10 protein-coding genes are annotated in these 16,251 nt (G+C 68.8%); 4 read left to right on the top strand and 6 right to left on the bottom strand.

Features of this window, described 5'->3' with window-relative positions; genetic code table 11:
- Positions 1–1,401, top strand: a complete 1,401-nt coding sequence (locus ENSA7_RS33630) for a DUF1552 domain-containing protein (protein ID WP_106093507.1) — start codon at positions 1–3, stop codon at positions 1,399–1,401.
- Positions 1,402–1,437: 36 nt separating this feature from the next.
- Here the strand turns inward: ENSA7_RS33630 and ENSA7_RS33625 are convergent, their stop codons facing one another.
- Positions 1,438–2,280, bottom strand: a complete 843-nt coding sequence (locus ENSA7_RS33625; protein ID WP_181234364.1) for a hypothetical protein — start codon at positions 2,278–2,280, stop codon at positions 1,438–1,440.
- A gap of 88 nt (positions 2,281–2,368) precedes the next feature.
- Here ENSA7_RS33625 and ENSA7_RS33620 point away from each other — a divergent pair, with 88 nt between their 5' ends.
- Positions 2,369–3,607: a cytochrome P450 gene (locus tag ENSA7_RS33620; RefSeq protein WP_181234363.1), complete on the top strand. Its 1,239-nt coding sequence runs from the start codon at positions 2,369–2,371 to the stop codon at positions 3,605–3,607.
- A 128-nt stretch (positions 3,608–3,735) separates the two neighbouring features.
- Complete coding sequence (locus tag ENSA7_RS33615) at positions 3,736–5,688, top strand: hybrid sensor histidine kinase/response regulator (protein WP_106093504.1); 1,953 nt, start codon at positions 3,736–3,738, stop codon at positions 5,686–5,688.
- A gap of 8 nt (positions 5,689–5,696) precedes the next feature.
- Here the strand turns inward: ENSA7_RS33615 and ENSA7_RS33610 are convergent, their stop codons facing one another.
- The 4 genes from ENSA7_RS33610 to ENSA7_RS33590 all read right to left on the bottom strand — a co-directional run bounded on the left by ENSA7_RS33610 (position 5,697) and on the right by ENSA7_RS33590 (position 12,589).
- Positions 5,697–7,136, bottom strand: coding sequence for a right-handed parallel beta-helix repeat-containing protein (locus ENSA7_RS33610; protein ID WP_181234361.1), 1,440 nt, complete (start codon positions 7,134–7,136; stop codon positions 5,697–5,699).
- 30 nt (positions 7,137–7,166) lie between these two features.
- Complete coding sequence (locus ENSA7_RS33600) at positions 7,167–8,441, bottom strand: CaiB/BaiF CoA transferase family protein (RefSeq protein WP_106093502.1); 1,275 nt, start codon at positions 8,439–8,441, stop codon at positions 7,167–7,169.
- A complete protein-coding gene (locus tag ENSA7_RS33595) occupies positions 8,434–10,995 on the bottom strand; it encodes a M1 family aminopeptidase (protein WP_181234360.1) in 2,562 nt (853 codons plus the stop codon). The genes ENSA7_RS33600 and ENSA7_RS33595 overlap by 8 nt, the downstream gene beginning before the upstream one ends.
- 142 nt (positions 10,996–11,137) lie before the next feature.
- Positions 11,138–12,589, bottom strand: a complete 1,452-nt coding sequence (locus tag ENSA7_RS33590; protein WP_244924002.1) for a M17 family metallopeptidase — start codon at positions 12,587–12,589, stop codon at positions 11,138–11,140.
- Positions 12,590–12,757: 168 nt separating this feature from the next.
- Between ENSA7_RS33590 and ENSA7_RS42750 the strand changes: the two genes are divergently transcribed.
- Positions 12,758–13,951, top strand: coding sequence for a hypothetical protein (locus ENSA7_RS42750; protein WP_146158443.1), 1,194 nt, complete (start codon positions 12,758–12,760; stop codon positions 13,949–13,951).
- A gap of 9 nt (positions 13,952–13,960) precedes the next feature.
- Here ENSA7_RS42750 and ENSA7_RS33580 read toward each other — a convergent pair whose 3' ends face one another.
- Positions 13,961–16,228, bottom strand: coding sequence for a vWA domain-containing protein (locus ENSA7_RS33580; RefSeq protein WP_244924001.1), 2,268 nt, complete (start codon positions 16,226–16,228; stop codon positions 13,961–13,963).
- Positions 16,229–16,251: the final 23 nt, after the last annotated feature.

Raw genomic sequence — 16,251 nt, 5'->3', positions numbered from 1 at the left:
ATGCGCCTGCGCAAACGACATCCCGGAGCCCACTTCTCTCTCGTCGCCGACCGCCACGCCCAGGCCCGGCAGCCGCGCGGGTTCACGCGGCGCGCGTTCCTGGGCGGCGCGGGCGTAGCTCTGGGCCTGCCGATGCTCGAGTCGCTCGCGCCCCGCAGCATCCGGGTCGCTCAGGCCGCCCACGACGGCCCGCTGCGGCTCGTCAGCTTCTACGTGCCCAACGGCATCGACATGGCCGGGTTCACCCCGATCACGACCGGGCCCGACTACGCGCCCACGCCGATCTTGCAGCCGCTGTTCGACATGATGCTCGAGCAGAACGTGCTGATCTTGAGCGGCCTCGACAACGCCCCGGCCAAGCCCGACGGCGCGGGTGATCACGCCGCAGGCACGGGCGGGTTCATGACCTGTCGCCACGTCAACAAGTCCGAGGTCGACATCGTCAATGGCATCTCGATGGACCAGGTGTTTGCCCAGCACCTCGGCGACACCACCTCGATCGCCAGCTTGCAGCTGGGGATCGAGGGTGGCGCCAGCGTCGGCAACTGCGACAGCGGGTACTCGTGCGCCTACTCGCGCAACATCTCGTGGGCCAACGAGTCGACCCCGCTGCCCAAGCTGACCTCGCCGCAGGTCGCCTTCGACCTGATGTTTGGCGGCTATGATCCAGCCGCGACCGCCGAGGAGATCGCCCGGCGCCGCGCGTATCGGCTGAGCATCCTCGACTACGTCGAAGAAGACGCGACCGCGCTGCAGAGCAAGCTGGGCATGAGCGATCGCGTCAAGCTCGAGCAGTACCTCGACGGCGTCCGCGATCTCGAGCTGCGGATCGCTAGCGAGGGCGACGGTCCCGTGTGCGACACGGGCAGCTACTCTTATACGTTCGCTGACTTCCCCAGCCACGTGCGGGTCATGCTCGATCTGATCGTGCTCGCGCTCAGCTGCGACACCACCCGGGTCGTCAGCTTCATGCTCGGCAACGGCGGCAGCGGGCGGACCTACGACTTTCTGGGGGTCCCGGGCGCGCACCATGACATCAGCCACCACGGGTCGGATCCGGTCAAGCTGGACCAGCTGCGCACGATCGACACCTGGGAGGTCGCGCAGCTGGCTTACCTGCTGGATCGTCTGCGCGCGGTGACCGAGGGCGACTCCAACATGCTGGAGAACTCGTTGGTGTTCTTCTCGAGTGAGATCGAGGACGGCAACAGCCACTCGCACTACAACATGCCCGTGATCTTGGGCGGGAGCGCGGGTGGGCATATGATCAACGGGCAGCACATGAACATGGACGACGGCAAGGTGTCGGAGCTGTTCGTGTCCATGCTGCAGCTGCTGGGGGCCGACATCGGCAGCTTTGGGGATGACGGCAACGGGCCGCTCGCGGGGATTACGGTCTAGCGCTAGGTCGGCGGGCTGCGAGCCGTCACGAGCCGGTCACGGCTCGGGCTCCTCGCAGACCCCCATGTTGCACACGAGCGGGTCGCTGCACTGCATGTCCGGATCACACGCGCAGCCGAGCTCCCCCTCCACACAGCAAGACCCCATCATGCAGGCCAGCCCCATGTTGCAGGTCATGTTCGGATAGCACTCGCAGCCATCGTCACCGAGCGGACACACGGGCGCCTCGCAGGTGCCCATCTCGCACAGCAGCCCAACGTTGCAGGTCATGTTGGGGTAGCACGCGCAGCCCTCCTCCCCCTCGGGACAGTTCATCACGCACACGTCGGCCTCGCACACGAGCACGTCGTCACAGGTGTCGTTGCCGTAGCAGGGGCAGCCCTCCTGCCCGTCGGGGCACGCAGGGTCCACGCAGGTGTCCGCCTCGCACACCAGGCTGCCCTCGCAGGTCATGTTGCCGTAGCAGGGGCAGCCAAGGGTTCCCTCGGCGCACACGATCTCGACGCAGGAGCCCGCCTCGCACATCAGGCCGTCGTCGCAGGTGTCGTTGCCGTAGCACGCACACCCGAGCATCCCCGCCGGGCACGGATCGCCATCGCCATCGCCATCGCCATCGCCATCGCCGGTCTCGGTCTCGGCCTCGGTCCCCGTGTCAGCGCCCGTCTCCGTGTCCTCGGTGGTCCCCGTCTCGGCCCCGCCCGGAAACACGCAGGTCCCGTCGACACACTGCAGGTTGACGTCGCACGAGCCATCACTCAGGCACTCGCACATGTGCTTGCCGATCGGGCACGAGTCGCCGTCGTCCGACGCCGCTGGCACGCCACAGCCAAGCAACATGCCGAGACCAAACCCCATGAGCGCCTCGAGCTTCAGGTTCATCCCTTCACAGTACACCCAAGCCCACCAGGCCGGCACTGGCCTGGATCGGCCAGCCCCCCGGCCCCGCAACCGCGCTACCCTGGCACCCATGACCGACGCCGCGAGCGATCCCTTCGGCCTGCTCGACCCAGGCTTTCGAGCGGACCCCTACCCCGCGTTCGCGCGGCTGCGCAGCGAGGCGCCCGTCCACTACAGCGAGGTGTGGGGCTGCTGGGTGATCACCCGCCACGACGACGTGACCGCCTGCTTCCGCGACGACCGGCTCTCGGCCGATCGCGCCAGCAGCTACGCCGCCAAGCTGCCGCCGCCGCTGCAAGCCAAGCTCGCCCCGCTGATCGGCAACCTCGGCCGCTGGGCGCTCATGAAGGACCCACCCGATCACACCCGGCTGCGCGGCCTGGTCAGCAAGGCGTTCACGCCCAAGCTGATCGCGGCGCTGCGTCCAGCCGTGGACCTGATCTGCGAGCGCGAGCTCACCGAGCTCGAGCGCCAGCGCGACGAGCACGGCGGCTTTGATCTGATCGCCAGCTACGCCCTGACGATCCCGGTGCTGGTGATCGGTGACATGCTCGGGCTCCCGGCCGAGCACGCGTCCAAGCTCAAGGACTGGTCGGCGGCGCTCACCGGGTTCCTGGGCGCCGCCAGCATGACGCCCGAGATCGTGGGCGCGGCCCTGAAGGCCGTCGTCGAGCTCGAGAGCTACTTCCGCGAGCAGATCGAGCAGCGCCGCCGCGCGCCCGGTGACGACCTGCTGAGCTCGCTGCTCGCCGCCCACGAGCAAGACGATCGCCTCGACGAACAAGAGCTGCTCGCAACCTGCACGATGGTGCTGTTCGGCGGTCACGAGACCACGACCAACTTGATCGGCAACGGCGTCGAGGTCCTGCTCGGGCACCCCGAGCAGCTGGCCTGGCTCCGCGACGATCTCGACGGCCGGATCGTCGCCGCGGTCGAGGAGCTGCTGCGCTTCGAGTCGCCGATCATGCGGATGGGGCGAGTCGCTCGCGCGCCGATCGAGCTGCGCGACGCAACAATCGCGGCCGGGGACCGGGTCTACATGATCCTCGCCGCAGCCAACCGCGACCCGCAGGCGTTTCCCGATCCCGACCGCCTGGATCTGAGCCGCGCCGACAACCGACACCTGACCTTCGGCCATGGCCGCCATTTTTGCTTGGGCGCGGCGTTGGGCCGACTCGAAGCCCAGCTGGCGCTGGGCAAGCTGTTCGCGCGCTTCCCCACGCTTCGCGCTCCGGAGGGCTTCACGCCCACGTGGCTCGACAACCTGACGGTGCGTGGTCTCGAGCGCTTGCCGCTCGAAGCTCGATAGCGACCACCCACCCGCACCTGCCGCGATCACGACTCGTTCGGGCCCCGCCCGATGCGCGCCAGCGGGGTCTGGCCGCGATCGCAAACCCTGGGCTGCAGACAACTGGCATCAGGTGCGGCCACGCAAACATGGGACAATCGCTACGACCCCTGGGATTGGGGGTACTGCCATTGTCCACCTCACTGCCCGCATTCGATGACCGTGTACGCGCCCTGCTCGACGTGAGCAGCGACGCGATGCTGGTGACCACGCCCGAGGGGCTGATCCTCGACTGCAACCAGGCCACGCTGGGCCTGTTTGGCTACACGCGCGACGAGCTGCTGGGGATGCACCGCAGCGATCTGGTCGCGCGCACGGACGCCCGCCTGGCCCAGGCCGTCGAGCGCCGCGATCGGGTCGGCACCGTGCGTACGCCGCTGCGGCTGCGCCAAAAGAGCGGCAGCGAGTTCAACGGCGAGGTCGCCAGCGTGGTCGGTCGCTCGACCGACGGCGCGCCCCAGGTCTGGGTCGTCGTCCGTGACCTGTCGGATCGAACCCGCGCCGACCAGGCCGACAAGGATCTGCGCGAGTCCAACCAACTGCTGCGCGCGCTGTCGGACGCCGCGTTCGAGGCCGTCATCATGCATCGTGACGGGGTCATCCACATGGCCAACCGCGCGGCCGAGGTCTACTCGGCGGTGCCGCCGGGGCAGCTGGTCGGCAGGCAGCTCGCCGACTTCATCGCGCCGCAGTCCAAGGACATGGCCCTGGCCAAGGTCGCCGCCGGCGACGATCAGCCCTACGACGCGTTCGCGCTGCGGAGCGATGGGACGACCTACCCCGTGGAGGTCCAGTCCCGAACGATCCCCGTCGAGCTCGACGGCGGCGCGGTCCGGGTCGTCGCCATGCGTGACGTCACCGTGCGCCGTCAGCTCGAGGATCAGCTGCGCCAGGCCCAGAAGCTCGACGCGATCGGCCGGCTCGCTGGCGGGATCGCCCACGACTTCAACAACCTGCTCTCGGTGGTGCTCAACGCGACTGAGCTCGCGACCCTCGGCCTCGCCGAGGACCACCCGATCCGGTCCGAGCTCGACGACGTGATCTGGGCGGCCGAGCGGGCCGCGGACCTGACCCGTCAGCTGCTCGCGTTCGGCCGCAAGACCGTGCTTCGGCCCAGGATCATCGACGCGGGCGAGGTGCTCGAGAACATGCGCTCGATGCTTCGGCGGCTGCTGACGGAAGACATCGAGCTGATCCTGGCGCTGCCCGGCGACCCCGCCCGCCTGCGCGCCGACCCAGCCCAGCTCGAGCAGGTCGTGCTCAACCTGGTCGTCAACGCCCGCGACGCCATGCCCAACGGCGGTCAGCTGCGGCTCGAGGTCGAGCCGCTCGCGCTCGACGAGGCCTTCGCCCGCACCCACGTCGGCGTCAAGCCCGGGGACTACGTCAAAGTTGCGATCACGGACTCCGGGATCGGCATGGAGCCCGAGACCGTGGCCCGGATCTTCGAGCCCTTCTATACGACCAAGGGTCCCGGCCACGGCACCGGTCTCGGGCTCGCCACCGTGTTCGGCATCGTCAATCAGAGCGGCGGCACAATTTGGGTGCAGAGCGAGCCCGACGTCGGGACCACGTTCACGATCTATCTGCCCGCGAGCGACGAGGCGGAGTCTGGCCCCGAGGCCCCCGCGACCGCGCCCACGATCGACGCCAAGGACCACCGAGTCCTCGTGGTCGAGGATGAGCCACGGGTCCAGCGCGTGGTCGTCGAGCTGCTGCGCCGGGCCGGCTATCGCGTCGACGCGGCGACCGGTCCCGTCGAGGCGCTCGCGCTCGTGCGTGAGCAGCCGGGCGTGTTCGATCTGCTGTTGACGGACGTGATCATGCCGGACATGAGCGGCAAGCAGCTGGCCGAGCAGGTCGTCGCGGCCGATCCAACGGTCCGCGTGATCTACATGTCGGGCCACTCCGAGGAGATCATTGCGACCCGGGGCGTCCTGGATCCCGGCGTGCACTTTCTGCCCAAGCCGATCGTCGCGGCGGCGCTGCTCGAGCTGCTCGCCGAGGTACTGGCCGGGCCCGGGCCCGGCGACGCCGAGTAGCCGGCGGATCAACGGCGCTCGTCGGCCCCGACGTCGGGCGCCGCATCGCGGGCCTGGTTGTCGAAGTCCGTGGCCGCCCAGTCGAGCCCGCTCGGATCCCCGGCGTCGATCGCCGTCGCGCCCTCGCTCAGATGCAGGTCCCCACCGGGCCCGTCGACGAGCTGATCGAGCCCCTGATCGACGAGGTTCCCGGCCAAGCTGGCCTGCCCGCCGTCGCGCATGACGATCGCGTGGGTGGTCAGGTTGTTCACGATCGTCGCCGACGTGTTCGCAAACCGATACTCCATCGACACGAACGGCGGCTGCAGCGACACGACGCTGTTGTGGGCGACCACGGCCCCGCAGGCCTGCTCGAGCGAGACCCCGGCGTCAAACCCAGACTGCGAGGCGAACAGCTGCTCGCGCCCGGCGAAGATCATGTTGTTACGAATGATCCCGTCGACGTGGCCGAGGTAGTCGGCGCCCGGGCATGGATCGTCGTCGTAGACCCGCTGCTTGCCGTTGCCGTTCTGGCCCAGCCCAAACCCGATCCCCCGCGCACAGTCGACGATCGTGTTGCGCTCGACCACGGTGTCGCGCCCGGTCACCCAAAAGTGCACGGCGTGCTCGGACAGCCCCGCGCCACACCAAAACCCCTCGAAGTAGTTGTCGCGCACCTCCCAGCCCCAGGCCGAGTGGGCGTCGATCCCCCCGGTATAGCAATTCTCCACCTGCGAGCGCCCGGCGTCGGTCATGGTCACGCTCGAGCACGCCACGGTGCCGTTGTCCGAGTAAAAGCCCTGACCCGACGCGTTGATCTTGATCGCCTGCTGGCCCGGATCGATCACCGCGACGTCGTAGATCAGCGTGTTTTCGGTGTTCGCGGCGGCGCCCCCGGTCACGTGAATTGGGTGCCAATAGGCCCGCTGCACGGTCATGTGCGCGATCGTGGTGTTGGACGCCGCGACCAGGAAGATCTCGCCGATCCCGTAGTCGGCGTCGAGGACCACCGCGTCCCGATCATGGCTCGCGCCGACGAAGCGCAGCCCCGGCGTGGTCACGTGCAGCAAGTTTCCGCCCGAGAGGTCGTAGGTCCCATCGGCGAACATGAACGTGGTGTTCGGCTCGGCGTCGAGCACCAGCTGGGGCAGCATCGCGGCGTCGGCGGGCGCGACCATGACGATCGGGCCCAGCGGCGGTGGCTCCCCGATCGGTCCGCAGTCGCTGTCGCCGTCACCGTCACCCGGGTCGCCGTCGCCGTCACCGGGGTCGCCGTCACCATCGCCGGGGTCACCGTCACCGTCACCATCGCCAGGGTCGCCGTCGCCATCTCCAGGATCCCCGTCGCCGTCGCCCGTCTCCCCGGTCCCGTCACCATCAGCGGGCGACTCGCCGCTGCAGGCGACCGGTCCAAGCACCAGGCACGCGCCGATCACAGCCACCAAGCTCAGTCGAGATTCGTCAGTCACGGCGCGAAGCTATCACGCCTCGCGCGGCGCTCACCCGCGGTCCGTGTCGTCGATGATCGGACGCACAGGCCCCTGCACGACCCCGGCCTCGGCCAGATCGTAGAGATCGTCGTCGGCGAACCCAAGCAGCTCGCGCAGCACGGCGTGGGTGTGCGCGCCGATCTCGGGGCCGATCCACGCGGTCCCGCCGGGGGTGTCCGACAGCTTGGGCACGACCGCCGGGATATCGAGCTTGGCTCCGTCCGGCAGGGTCACCGCGTCGAACATCTGGCGGGCCAAGAACTGCGGATCCGCGGCGATCTCCGCGATGCTCTGGATCGGCCCGGCCGCGACCTCGGCCGCCTCGAGCTCGCACAACGCTTGCTCGGGCGAGCGCTCGCTGGTCCACGCGGCGATCGCCTCGTCGAGCGACGCCTCGCGAGCGACGCGACCATCGTTGTGGCGCAGGGCGGGATCGTCGGCCAGGTCCGCGCGACCGATCGCACGCATCAGCCGCTGAAACATCGAGTCCGAGTTGGCCCCGATCGCTACCCAGCGGTCCTCGCCGCTGGGCCCGACCTGACACGGGTAGGTCCCCGTCGGCACGATCCCCTCGAGCTTGCTGCCCGATCGCTGGCGCACGTGACCAAACATGGAGAACTCCGGCAGCAGCGACTCGAGCATGTTGAACACGCTCTCGCTCAGCGCCACGTCGACCAGCTGGCCGACCCCGGTGCCCCGCTGACTCGGCCCACCGTCGCGGGCGCGGACGGCCGTCAGCGCGCCAAAGGCCGCGTGCAGGCCCGAGATCGTGTCGCCGAGGCTGACCCCCGAGCGCACGGGCGCGCGCCCGGGCTCGCCGCTGAGGTACCGCAGCCCGCCGACCGCCTCCGCGATGTTGGCGAACCCTGGCTGCTGCGCGCGCGGACCGGTCTGGCCGTAGCCCGAGATCCGAACCATGATCAGCCGGCGATCGAGCGCGTGCAGCTCGTCCCAGCCCAGCCCCCACGCCTCCATTCGGCCAGGGCGAAAATTCTCGATCAGCACGTCGATCTGGCCGGTTGCGACCAAATTGCGGATCAGCCAGCGGCCCTGCTCGGTCCGCAGATCGATCGCCACCGACTGCTTGTTGCGGGCCATCGTCCGCCACCACAGCGAGGTCCCGTCATGCATCCGCCGCCAGCGTCGCAGCGGATCGCCCAGGCCCGGCGGCTCGACCTTGATCACCTGGGCGCCAAACCCCGCGAGCATCGCCCCGGCGAACGGCCCGGCGATCAGCTGGCCGAGCTCGAGCACGCGCAGCCCCGCGAGCGCCTGCTCACTCATCGACGTGTACTCGCGCATACAGCCGCTCGAACCGGCCCTCGAGCTTGCGCAGCTTCTCGCGCAGCTCCTCGAGGTCCTTCTCGGCCGCGTTGAGCCGCGGATCCTCGGACTTGCGCAGGTTCGCAAGGATGTGGTCGATCCGGACCTGCTCTTGCTGGGTCTGGGTCGCGCGAAACGCCTCGAGCTCCGGGATCGCCGAGCTCGCGTGGGCGAGCTCGAGCCCGTGCGCGGCGGCCAGCTGGACCCGCCCCACTCGATCTCGCAGCAGATCCACGAGCCGCTCGATCGCCCGCTCGCGGGGGCGTTTGTCGAGCCGTCGCGCGAGCTGCCCGAGCGCGTGGGCGGCAGCCGGCCGGGCGCGATCGCTGGTCTGTCCGGCCTCGCAGCGGGTCAACAGCAGCTCGAGCGCCCGCGGGTCGCGGGTCCCGGCCAGGCCCCGCAGCGCGCCCGACTGCTCGAACCCGTTGTAGCTGTCGCGCTGCGCCGCCGCGGCGATCTGCTCGAACGGCGCGTCCTCGCGCTGGGCCCCGAGCAGCTCCCACGCGACCATGGCGGCGCGATGCGGCAACCCGCTGCCCAGCCGCTCGAGCACCGCGGCCGCGAGGCTGGGGTCGCGCACGTCCATGCACGCGCGCAGCAACCCCTCGAGCACCCGATGATCCCGCTCGACGCCGATCGCCTCGGTCAGGGCCTCGATCGCGTGCACGGATCCGGCCTCACCCAGCGACTTGGCCCACTCGAGGCGCACGCCCCAAAATGGTTCGTCGGCCCACCGCTCGCTGACCTTGCTCAGCGTCTTGCGCTTGCCGGCCTTGATCAGCTCGCGCCCGGCGAGGATCCGCCCGAGCACGTCGGGCGCCTCGACCAGCTGGGTCTCGAGCTTCTCGGAGCCGGGATCGAACTCGAGCTTGAGCAGCACCTCGAAGTCCGGGTCGACGCGGACCATGTCTGGCTCGGCGTCGAGCTCGAACGCGAAGCTGTGACGCTCGCGCTCGATCTGGACCTGGCGACGCTGGGTCTCGCCGTCGGTCGTCCACGCCAGCGTGAGCGGGAACGAGAACAGCCAGCCGCCCGGGCTCGCGCCAGACCCCTGCCCCGCGCCTGGACCCGCGCCCTTGGCCTCGACCTGGGTCTGCTTGATCGTGAAGGTGCCGCGCCCGCTGGCGTCGTCCCACTCGAACTCGGCCTCGATCACCGGGTAGCCGCCGCGGTGGAACCACTGGTCGAAGAACTTGCCGAGCGAGCGTCCGCTGACCCGCTCCATGATCCGGCGAAAGTCGTCGGTCTCGACCACCTGCCCCGCGTACTCGCGCAGGTAGGTGCGGGCGCCCTCCCAGAACAGCTCGTCACCCAGGGCGCAGCGCAGCGTGTGCAGCCGGGCCGCGCCGCCCGGGTACAGGTGCATGTCGTACATCTCGAACGAGTTGTGGAATTCGCGGGTGACGATCGGCCGGCAGTAGCGACTGTCGGCCTCGCGAAAGTAGGCCCGGGCGTTGAGCCACAGCTCGTAGAGCTGCTCGTCGCGCCCGTGCGCGTCCTCGAACCAGCACACCTCCATGTACGTGGCCCAGCTCTCTTTGAGCCACGCGTGGGCGTAGTCGCGGCAGACCACCAGATCGCCGAACCAGCTGTGGGCCATCTCGTGCACGTTGATCTGATCGACGAGCCGGCCCCACTCGCCCGCCAGGGTCTCGTCGAGCAAGAACTGATCATCCCAGCTGACCAGCGAGATGTTCTCCATTGCGCCGCCAAAGTGGGGCAGCGCGAACTGGTAGTACTTTGGAAACGGGAACGGCATGCCCAGCTTGGCCGTCATCCACTCCATGATCGCGGCGGTGCCACCAAAGCTGCGGCTGAGGTGGTTGATGTCGTGCTGCTTGCTGGCGAAGTAGGCCAGGGCCACCCCCTCGCCGTCACCGAGGTGATCGCCGTCGTCACACTTGGTGAAGTCGCCGATCGCAAAGCAGGTCAGGTAGCTCGGGCACGGCTGGTCGAGGCCCCAGTGCGCGGTCTTGGTCCCGTCGTCGTGGCGCTGCTCCGAGTGCAGCACGCCGTTGGCGAGGATCGTGAGATCTTCGGCGGCGCGCAGATGGAAGGTCAGGCTTGGCCGCACGCTGGGGAGGTCGATCGTGGGGAGCCAGTGGCGCGCGCGCTCGGTCTCGTGATCGGTCGCCGCGAACCGAGCCGCGCTCGGAGCCGCGGCGCTTGGGGCCGAGAAGAACAGGCCCGAGACCGGATCCTGGACCCGGTAGCGGATCGCCAGCTTGCGGGTCTCGCCGCGCTTGGCTCCGGCGTTCCAGCTCACCCGGATCCGCTGGCCGTCGTAGCGCCAGTTGATCTCGTTACCGCCCAGATCTTCGAGCGCGAGCGCCTCGAAGTCGAGCGCATGCAGGACCAGCTGGGTCGCCCCCGCGCGGCGCCAGATCAGCGTGTGGGTGACGACCCCGGCGGCGCTGCGGTCGTCGATGTCGACGTGCAGATCGACGTCGAGGTGAACGGGCTCGATCTCGAGGTCGGGCGGATAGTGAGCTTGGGCGCCTGGCAGCGTGAACACGGCTGCCCGACGATGGTGTGCACAGCAGGCAAAGCGATGGGTCGAATCGTCAGCAGCGGTCACGGGGGCTTGACTGAGCCTACCGCAAGCGGCCGGGCCGTGATCGACGAATTGCGTGAGCCATGCTCACAAGCTCACAAGCTCACAAGCTCGCAACCAACGCGGCCAGCAGCGCCACGCCGTACCCGGTGCCTCGATCTTTGCGGAACGCCGGCCCCGCCAGATCCACGTGACCCCAGCGCAGCTCGACGCCGTCGAGATGGTTGTAGACAAACTGCGCGGCGCAGGCGGACTGCGCGTTCGCCCGGTTTCGCACGGAATTGCACATATCCGCGACCTGACTGGAGAACTCTTGCTTGAACAGCTCCGGCGCGAACAGCATCGGGTGCACGACGTCGCCGCTGAGCTGACCGGCGGCGACCATGGCCTGCTCGAGCTCGGCGTCGTTGCTGACGATCCCGGCGTGCACGACCCCGGTCGAGATCAGCTGGGCGCCCGTGAGGGTCGCAGCGTTGATCACGGTGTCAGCCTGGAGCTCGCGGGCCGCCCAGCTCACGCCGTCTGCGAGCAACAGCCGGCCCTCGGCGTCGGTGTTGTTGATCTCCACCGTCTTGCCCGAGTGCATGGTCAGGATGTCGTCGGGCTTGTAGGACGTGGGGCCGATCGCGTTCTCGGCCACGCACAACAGCAGCGAGACCCGGTGGCGGCAGCGCCCCTGCACGAGCACCCGAAACGCCCCGAGCACGGCCGCGGCCCCGCCCATGTCGCACTTCATGCCCTCCATGCCGCCGCGCGGCTTGAGGTGCAGACCGCCGGTGTCGTAGGTCACGCCCTTGCCGACCAGCGCGACGTGGCGCTGGCCCTCGAACTCATCCGGCGTATAGCTGGCGATGATCAAGCGAGGAGCCGAGAGCGCCGCGCGACCGACCGCATGAATGCCCCCGAGCCCGCGCTCGACCAGGTCGTCGCCGATGATCTCTTCGATCTCGACATCGAGGCCGTCGAGCTGCGCCCGCGCCCGGGCGGAGAAGGTCTCGGGGTCCAGCTCGCTGGGCGGCGTGTCGACGAGCTCCGCGCTGTCTCGCACGGCGGCGATCGTGCCGACGACCCCCGCGTCAGGCTTGATCATCTCGCCCTTGCGATCCACGGCAAACAGCTGCACACGTCGCTGCTTGCCGCTGCTCTTACCGCTGAACTGCGGGAAGCAGCGAGCCACCGCGATCGCCTGCGGGAGGATGTGGGCTGGATCGTCGACGACCAAGATGATCGCCAGCTTGCCCTTTCCGGCCTTGAGCCCGCCGACCACGCGATGGACGCTCACGGCCCGGCTCGCGGCGTTGTAGCGCGAGACCGTGTCTGGCAGCACACCAACGCCCAATTGCGCCGGATCGGCGCCGGTCAAGGTCGTGGCCGAGGCCCCCAGATCCCCCGCGTCGATCGTCTGGGCCAGCTCGACCGCCAGGCCGTCGAGCTTCTTGCCCAGCAGCTTGGGGAACCGACGCTTGTTGAAGACCGACGCCGCGCCGATCACCGCGATGGTCTTTGCGCCCTTGAGCAGAGTCTTGGTGGACGAAGCAAATCCGATTGACGACACCGCCCGCGAGTATGCCGAAAACTCGAGCGATGAGCGACCCTTCTTGGTTTTTGTCGGTCGTTCAATCGCCAACTCAGCATTGACAACCGGGCACCCGGACCCGGATGCTTGTGCACCCGCACCCGGTGAAATTTGGGTGCATCCCTCGTTGTTCGCGCGTTGCTGGCCATGACGACTCCAACCTGCCGCCTATCGATCTCCGCCGTTTCGCTCGGGCTGACGGCCCTGCTGTCGCTGTCATCTTCGCTCGCCCACGCGGCTCCGCCTGCCGACGAGCCGCCCGGCGCCGACGCCCCCGAGCCTGAAGCGGTCGAGTCCGAGCTTGCGCCCGAGCCCGATCTTGCGCCCGAGCCCGAGCCCGAGCCCGAGCCTGACCCGATTGACGAGACCGACACCAACAACGAGATCAAGACGCCCGTCGACCCGGCGCCCAACGAGGGGGCCGCCGCGCCGGACCCCGAGCCACCGGCCGCGCCGCCCAGCAACATCGGCAGCAAGCACAGCATCACCTACACCAGCTTGTTGGCCCCTCGTATCAACCCACTGGGCCTCGAGGAGCGCCTGTGGATCGGCTACGAGTACCGGCTCTACGACAAAGACAAGACGATCCTCAACGGCAGCAACCTCGCCATCTACTTCCGCCCGATCGTCAACCCAGCGATCACGCTGATCGGCGCCACGGTGCAGGTCCAGCCCGCCGCGGTCTTGCGGCTGCGCGCCACGTACAGCTACGTGCAGTGGTTTGGCACCTTCCAGTTCATGCAGACCTACAAGTCGCCGCACGACGACTACTCCGAGACCCGGCTCGACGCGCAGGCCGACGCCGGTGAGAACTACGTGACGGGCGGCCACCAGGTCGAGCTCGAGGCCCTGGTCCAGGCTCGCTACAAGGGCCTGGTGTTCCGCAGCGGCACGTTTGGGATCTACAACCACTACAGCAACCTGCGCGGCGACGACGATCTGTTCTACGCGGTCCGCTACGACATCCTGGCGCCCGCCCAGGGCTGGCTCCTCACCAACGACACCGATCTGCTGTGGCTGCAAGACATCAAGGGCCCGCGCCACGCCACCGCGATGTTCGGCGCCCGCGCGTCCACGGTGATGCCCTTCTACAAAGACGAAGTCTACGAAGAGGGCGACGTCATCGAGAACCCCAACGGTCCACAGTTCAAGCTGGGGCCGGCGCTGGGCTACGTATTTTACGATCGGCCCGAGCGCCGCTTCAACAAGCCGACCCTGCTCATGATGCCGCAGTGGAACCTCAAGCATCGCTGGCGGACCGGCCGCGACGTGAGCACCGCGTTCCCCACGATCGTGATCGCGTTCGTGTTCAGCGGCCAGCTCTGGGGCAGCAAGCGGTAGCTCGGGCGACTACTCGCGGCGGCGCAGGGTCGACGACAGGCCCAGCAAGCCCAGACCCAGCAGCGCGAGCGGTGCCCATGGGCCACCGTTCGGGCTGCCATCGCTGCTGACCGCACAGTTGCAGCCGCGCCCGAGCAGGCCGGCGTCGTTGCCGAATCCGAACCCGGCGGTACCGGACTCGTCCTCTGCGGTCCCCCCGTCTGGCCCGCCGTCTGGCCCGCCGTCGTCCCAGCCGTCGTCGGCGCTGTCCCAGCCGTCGCCCTGGTCCGCGGAGTCCCAGCCGTCCGAGGTGCCGTCGCCGTCGGTGTCCCAGCCGCTGTCCGAGGTGCCGTCGCCGTCGGTGTCCCAGGTGGTCGAGCCGTCGTCGGCGGTGCCCCAGCTGTCCGAGGTGCCGTCGCCGTCGGTGTCCCAGCCCGTGTCGCCGTCGCCGTCGCCGTCACCGGAGCTCGAGCTCGAGCTGGTGAACGTGCTCATGCCGGGATCGGGCTCGTTGGTGGTCGGCTCGGGGTTCTCCGAGCAGTCATTGAACGCGCAGCACGGATCAAAGGAGATGTCGGAGATGATCGCCGCGAGCGCGGCCTCGAGCTCCATCTGGTTGTCGGCGTCGAAGAACGGCTCTTGCCCGCCCGAGCCCCAGCTCGCCATGCTGGCCAGCTGGGCCTGGGCCTCGGGCGTGGCGAGCCCGTCGCCAAACCCGATCACGTAGGTCTTGACCCCGGCCTCGAACATCACCTGCATCGCGCCTTGAACCTGCGCGTCGGTCGAGTACCCGTTGTACTGGCCGTCGGTGATCAGCACGTTCATGTACTGGGTGGTGTCGTCGGTCGGGTACAGATCCGGCGGGTTGGCCTGGTAAGCCAGCAAATTGTCGAACACCAGCTCGAACCCGCGGTGCGTGTAGGTGCCCGATCCCTGACAGATCCCCGAGCCGCTCGGCAGACACGCGGGCATGTGGCTGAGCGTCTGCTGATCGAAGAAAGGCGGGACCGCGCTGCCGTCCTTGAAGGTCCACGTGATGCTGGGGCCGCCCCACGGATCGTCGCAGCCGGGCTGGTCACACGAGGTCGTGGGATCCAGCGCCCACCCAAAATTGTCCTGCATGCAGGGGCCGTACTGGACCAGGACCTTCTCTTCGGCCGGGGCGTCACCGCCGAACACGGTGAGCCCGAGGTGGATCAGATCCTCGACCGGGCGCCCGATCCCCTCGACCTCGACGTCGAACAGCGAGTTGTTGCCCGAGGCCAGGGCCGAGCGCGCGCGGTCCCAGCCGGTCTCACCGGGATCGCCAGGCGCCATGCCGACGTTGAGCATCGACGACGAGGCGTCGAGCAGCACCATGACACGCGGCAGCCCAGCCGTGCACTCGGGCACGATCACCTGATCGGCGATGTCCTGCACGACCTGCCCGATCGCCTGGAACAGCTCCGGCGGGTTGTCGGCCGCGATCGACTCGGTCGTGCCGCCGGCCGCCGCGAGCTCGTTGGCGAACGGCAGGTCGCCCGCGTCGGCGACCGCGATCACGTAGGTCGGGATCTCCTGCATGTCGAACAGCTCGGCGGCCGTGATCGCGGGGTTGTCCTGCGGCGGCGACAGCTGCGGGAACCCAGTCTGCGCCGTCCAGGCCCCGTCGGTCACGACCATCAGCCCGTAGAACCGATCTTGGCCCGGGATCACGTCCTCGGGGTGGTGGACCTTCGACGCACCGATCACGACCTTGGCGTGGTCGAGCGCGCCCTTGGTCCAGGTCCCGATCCCCGAGCAGTTGCCGGGCCCGTTGGGGCACAGCGGCGGCGGCGTGGCGGCCAGCGAGTCGATGATGTCCTGCCCGTTGCACTCGAAGTACGCCTTGTCGGGCGCCTCGGGGTCGTACCAGCCCACGTCCAGGCTCTGGCCGTCGACGATCCCCGACATGTCGCCCGGGATCCCCGTCCCCATCGCGCCGGGGTCGGGATCGTGCCCGTAGCGCATCAGCGCCACGTGCATGTTCTCCTGGAAGTAGCCCTGGTTGGTGGTCATCAACGCCGAGATCGCGTCGACGGCCACTTGCCAGCGGGTCTGGCCCATCCCGAACGGCTCGCTCATCGACGACGAGTAGTCGAGCACGATCATGAAGTTGGGCTTCTTGAACGTGCAGTCGTTCTCCTCGAAGCAGTCGTTACCGCCACCCGCCACGGCGACCGGATCCTGCGACGTCATGAAGGCCAGCCCGATGCCGCCGAGCAGCCCAAGCTGCAGCGCGAGTCGCCGATGTGCTGGTGAAATTGCGAGTCGTCGCATGGTCGTTCTAGTTCCCCGAGTTC

The sequence above is a fragment of the Enhygromyxa salina genome (assembly GCF_002994635.1).
GTDB classification, from domain to species: Bacteria; Myxococcota_A; Polyangia; order Nannocystales; family Nannocystaceae; genus Plesiocystis; species Plesiocystis salina_B.
This window is presented reverse-complemented; position numbering and strand designations above follow the sequence as displayed.

Excerpts from the sequence above, each read along its gene's own strand:
- ENSA7_RS33580 (WP_244924001.1), bottom strand. The coding sequence starts at position 16,228 with ATGCGACGACTCGCAATTTCACCAGCACATCGGCGACTCGCGCTGCAG.
- ENSA7_RS33625 (WP_181234364.1), bottom strand. The coding sequence starts at position 2,280 with ATGAACCTGAAGCTCGAGGCGCTCATGGGGTTTGGTCTCGGCATGTTG.
- ENSA7_RS33620 (WP_181234363.1), top strand. The coding sequence starts at position 2,369 with ATGACCGACGCCGCGAGCGATCCCTTCGGCCTGCTCGACCCAGGCTTT.
- ENSA7_RS33615 (WP_106093504.1), top strand. The coding sequence starts at position 3,736 with ATGGGACAATCGCTACGACCCCTGGGATTGGGGGTACTGCCATTGTCC.
- ENSA7_RS33630 (WP_106093507.1), top strand. The coding sequence starts at position 1 with ATGCGCCTGCGCAAACGACATCCCGGAGCCCACTTCTCTCTCGTCGCC.
- ENSA7_RS42750 (WP_146158443.1), top strand. The coding sequence starts at position 12,758 with ATGACGACTCCAACCTGCCGCCTATCGATCTCCGCCGTTTCGCTCGGG.
- ENSA7_RS33600 (WP_106093502.1), bottom strand. The coding sequence starts at position 8,441 with ATGAGTGAGCAGGCGCTCGCGGGGCTGCGCGTGCTCGAGCTCGGCCAG.